4 protein-coding genes and 2 pseudogenes are annotated in these 4,548 nt (G+C 33.2%); 3 read left to right on the top strand and 3 right to left on the bottom strand.

Annotated features, from left to right (window positions below):
• Nucleotides 1-260, top strand: a pseudogene (locus MKX60_RS31610) (5,10-methylenetetrahydrofolate reductase); the annotation flags it as partial.
• Here MKX60_RS31610 and MKX60_RS31605 read toward each other — a convergent pair.
• Nucleotides 254-325: pseudogene (locus MKX60_RS31605) on the bottom strand (multidrug ABC transporter ATP-binding protein); the annotation flags it as partial. The pseudogenes MKX60_RS31610 and MKX60_RS31605 overlap by 7 nt on opposite strands.
• 478 nt (nucleotides 326-803) lie before the next feature.
• Nucleotides 804-1,703, bottom strand: coding sequence for a hypothetical protein (locus tag MKX60_RS31600; RefSeq protein ID WP_341062106.1), 900 nt, complete (start codon nucleotides 1,701-1,703; stop codon nucleotides 804-806).
• Between the two features lie 120 nt (nucleotides 1,704-1,823).
• Here MKX60_RS31600 and MKX60_RS31595 point away from each other — a divergent pair, with 120 nt between their 5' ends.
• Nucleotides 1,824-2,963 carry an SIR2 family protein gene (locus tag MKX60_RS31595; RefSeq protein ID WP_341062105.1) on the top strand — a complete coding sequence of 380 codons (1,140 nt, stop codon included), beginning with the start codon at nucleotides 1,824-1,826 and terminating at the stop codon, nucleotides 2,961-2,963.
• 424 nt (nucleotides 2,964-3,387) lie between these two features.
• Nucleotides 3,388-3,762, top strand: a complete 375-nt coding sequence (locus MKX60_RS31590; protein ID WP_149644002.1) for a hypothetical protein — start codon at nucleotides 3,388-3,390, stop codon at nucleotides 3,760-3,762.
• 134 nt (nucleotides 3,763-3,896) lie between these two features.
• On the opposite strand, the gene MKX60_RS31585 is transcribed toward MKX60_RS31590, so the two are convergent.
• Nucleotides 3,897-4,295, bottom strand: coding sequence for a cytidine deaminase (locus MKX60_RS31585; RefSeq protein ID WP_036689594.1), 399 nt, complete (start codon nucleotides 4,293-4,295; stop codon nucleotides 3,897-3,899).
• Nucleotides 4,296-4,548 lie beyond the last annotated feature (253 nt).

Raw genomic sequence — 4,548 nt, 5'->3', positions numbered from 1 at the left:
AGTTGGGGATCAGTATCCCGGGATGGTTAGAAAACGAGTTGAAATACTCGAACGACATTTTGGATAAATCAATTCAGCTTTCTCAAAAAATCTTTGAAGAACTATTCGATTTCGGGCTGGAGAAGGGAATTCCAATTGGATGCAGCATTGAAAGTGTTTCAACAAGTAAGTTGGAAATTGAAGCATCCGTACAGCTTGCTAAAGATGTAAAGGCATTTCTAGATAAAAAGCTGTTGAGTCAAGAAAGTAGATTCAAATGACGGATAGTTGTAGTATTACCAGCGCCGTTGGGACCGAGAAATCCAAACACCTCTCCCTTTTGAATTTGGAAACCGCGTCCGTGTCCGAAATATTTCGAAGATTATCAACTTCAATTATTGACATTACATGTATTCCCCTTTCAAATCATTAATTGTGCAGTTGTATCCTATAAATCCTGTATGAACTAAATATGAACTTGTGGATAAGGAAGTCGAAAGGTTTTAAATGTTTTTATTTATAATTAACTAATTCGAAACAACACGACGCGGAAAAATTGGTCAATGTATATTGATTGTAAAAAAGAAATCGCTCCTTTTGAAATGGTTGGGTGATTCCTCCATTTGACCAAAAGAGCGATTTTTTTTTGTTTATTAAATTTGCGAAGCTTCACACTAAGCACTCATGTCAATTCTGATTTAAACATTAGGGGGAGCCAAGAGCCATTTTATCTTATGGCTTTTGGGTCAACCTCTCTTCGCAGAATCTACAGACACGACTCCAATGCTAACGTCCCAAGGCTTTTTTAAGTACCTTTGTTTAGATTAAGCCATCTTTTTTATAATCTCTAAATGAGCTTTTCTCAGTCCATTAAAATTAGTGAATTTGTATTTCAAATCTTTTTCAGAATGAGCCACCTTTAAAAATTGACTTCTCCGAGCAACATACCCATTGCTAATATAATAATTAAAAGTAACAATTGGAGCTTTAGCATTCAGCACTTCTTCAATAATTCTATATAATTTCTCAGGGTGTCTCGTTATCATTTTAAAAGAATCACAAAAGAAGAAGGGCTGCTCACCATTTTTTATTTTGTGAAGTATTTCGCTTAATGTTTGATCTATAAAAGGGTCCATTCCACTTTGAACCTGAACGAATTTTTTTGATTCACTCTGCTTTTCGAGTAGAGAATGAGTGATTTTTAACTCGTTAGGGACTTCAAAAGTTATGTAGTTAGAACACTGGCTTAATTTATGCATTACATACCAAGCTAATGGGAATCTAGTGGATAAATGTCCGAATGGATCGCTCTCGATACTCTCAATTTCGTATGAAGTCGACTCAAAGTTTTGCTTGTTAAAAAAAACTATAGCATTGGAAGTGATATATTTAATTTGTTCGTCGGAGATAACTGGCCGTCTTAATCCAAACTTCATTGCGGCCTCATTAGTACTCGCTATGTCTTCTAACAGACTGTTTCTGATAGCAACTGTAATTAAAGCTTTAATTTCTATTTCTCCTTGCGGTTCATAATAAAAAGCTTCTTCGACTCCATGCAACAAAATTGTTGAACGAAAGGAACTGTCGTTCCAACGATGCAATATAGATGACAATCTCGAATGAACATCGCTTGAAACTTTAAAGATAGTCTCATCATTCACAGCGAATTGTGCTAACATAGGCTCAAAGTGATTTTCTAGATAATCTTTAATAATAGTTTTCAAAAGAATACCGCCTTCTTTAAACACTTTTTATGTATACTATATTAACAATTATTTGAAAAATAGTCATCGTAGATTTTCCTGCTTACTCTTTTAGATTTCGGAACCAGGGGAGGTATTTATTTGACAAAAATTGCTCTGCTAACTGGAAATGGTCTATCAGTTGCTTTAAGTAGTGAGTTTTCTTTGCCTAATATTACAAACAAGTTTTTTGATCGTCTGGAAATAGAGCATAAGGCATTTATCGAACATCATATGTCAGAAAAGCATAACTACAGTGATTTTGAAGAATGTATAGCTACTATTGAGAAATTTTATGATGCTCTCCAGGTTTATCAAAAATTTTATACAAGTGGTTCTTTAGGAGGAAAGTTTCTTAATTCTTACGATATAGATTTGTCAGAATTATTAAAGCACGAAAAATCTATTCAAGCGTCGATTCATACATATATGGCTCTTATTCTTGAATTAGTAAATTGGAATATTAAAAAACACTTAATAGATTCTAAGCTTAAGAGTTTTGTAAGATGGCTCTGCCTAATTATGAAAGAAGAAAACGAAGTTGAGCTTTTCACATTAAATTACGACCTTCTCCTCGAGACGATTCTTATAGATTCTTTAGGCCCTCACAATTTTATTGAGTATTATCATCAAGCCGGACCATGGTTCGCTGTCAGTAAAGAAGTACCTCGTTATTATTTCAATCCTGAAAAAGTGAAAAATCAAAGGCACAAACAGAATTGTAATACTAAACTCTATCATCTGCACGGATCTGTATCCTCATTTAAAGATCTGAAAAACAATAAGATTTTTAAAATTAAGAATGAAGTAATAAAAAGACATGATATATACAAAAGAACTTCGGAACTGTTAATTGTGCCTTCAATAATAACTGGAGGACGGAAAAGTGATAAAATCCAAGAAGCACCCTTTAATTTTTATTATGATCAATTTGTTAAAAGGATGAGTGATGCGGAGCAACTTTGTGAAGAACTTGTTATTGTCGGATATAGTTTTAGAGATGAGCATTTAAATAATGCAATTGCAAAAAGAATTCAACTTGCATCTTTGAGTGTTGACCCTCGTCCCTTGAAACTGTTAATTATTGATTATGCTAAGTATGACGATGAAAAGGATGCATTTATTAATCAAGTCAATTCGGCTGTTGGATTGGGCGAAAATGCTGAAGGACGTTTTATTAAAAATGACCCTAGGATTTCATTTGAAGGAGCAAACAGTATATTACATTATTACGTTAAATGAAAAGTATACCCATTTTACGGTACTCTTTTTAATGTTATCACAACTGTACTGGATGATTAAAAACTTTAATTTTGTGAAAGGATATTATGCATGGATATTGTATATTTCCAAAAAGCGCTTTTTCTCATTTAAAATGAAATATTAGATGATTATTAGTAACTGGGGATTTAAATTCTCAATTAAAATGAAACAGTCTCTCTTATTTTATAAGGGTTTTCTGATACTGAATTCTCATTTAAAATGAAAAATCACAAAAACTAGAAATGTGACTATGCATAGCTACTAAAAGCAAGCGATCATCGAGAGGAAGTGTTAACCTTTTATCTCAATGGATCGCTTGTTTTTTTTATTATTGATGATGTTATAAGAAACAAAAGAAAAAAGAATCAAAAATTATAGATAATCATTGAGAGGTTTTAACTATATGAGTTTGATAATTAGTGTAATTCAAAAGGGAAGTATAATTGTAGATACTAATTTTTTGGAGGAGCAGGTACCCGCACCACATAATAATTTGTTTGGTTTCGAATCATGCAGAAAAACTCTCTGGGGAAATGATTTAATTAGTGAACTCGGATGTGAGTTAATATATTCTTTAAAGAATACGAATATTTTTGCATTTGATGAAGGAATAGAAAAACTGGAAAGTGAATTCCTTATTTTGCTTGATAATTTAGATACTATAGAACTACATACAGACTATGATAAAGAATTTATTGAATTTAGGGTAAGAAATGCTTTGGAAATGATAAAGGTAGTACTTAAAGAAAAAGATAAGGTTGGAATTGCGATTTGGTAAGTCACAACGTATTTACGCGGGGTGTTTGGTCTGTGAACTCTGTGTTCTGACTAAGCTTTTAAACACAAAAACACGCGTACTTGTCTAACACAGGTACGCGTGTTTTTGATACTCCACTATGGTAGGTATTATTTTTACATATCTAAATTTTTGAATGCGTAAGGCAATAAATCCCTTAAACTCAGCTCTAAGATTTCTTTTTTCTCATTGGTTAAATAGACAGGCATGTCGGGCAAACAGAATTCCGATAATACTTGTCTGCAGATACTGCATGGCGGCAGAAAATCCATTGTGTCACCTGCTACAGCTATAGCCTGAAAATCACCTTTAGTATAGCCCTTTGTAATAGCTGTGAAGATTGCTGTTCTCTCTGCACAGTTAGTAGCACCAAAAGATACATTTTCTACATTTACTCCATTAATAACATTTCCATCTTTAAGTAATAAGGCTGCTCCAACTGGAAATTTAGAATAAGGGGCATAAGCAGCTTTCTTTGTGTTACGTGCGCTTTCCATTAATTCTTCTTTATTCATAATACTCACCCTTTTTAAATAAGAATGAACCTTTCGGTCCCCTTATCGCCAACTTTAAGGTTGGCAGGACTTCTAATATTATAGTCAGACCAAATGGTTGTCAACATTAAAATCTAGAAGTTCCGCCTCCATGATGTACTACTCGATAAGTACCAATAGGGAATCATAGCTTTAAAATATAACTAGATATAGTAAATATAAGTTATACATATTAAGCCTGCCATGGTAGCCTTAACTTAAAAGAGACGTGTAG

The organism is Paenibacillus sp. FSL R5-0914, from assembly GCF_038004525.1.
Lineage (GTDB): Bacteria > Bacillota > Bacilli > Paenibacillales > Paenibacillaceae > Paenibacillus_AQ.
This window is presented reverse-complemented; position numbering and strand designations above follow the sequence as displayed.

Bases quoted from the DNA above. Each gene is read 5' to 3' on its own strand.
- MKX60_RS31590 (WP_149644002.1), top strand. From the start codon at position 3,388: ATGAGTTTGATAATTAGTGTAATTCAAAAGGGAAGTATAATTGTAGAT.
- MKX60_RS31585 (WP_036689594.1), bottom strand. From the start codon at position 4,295: ATGAATAAAGAAGAATTAATGGAAAGCGCACGTAACACAAAGAAAGCT.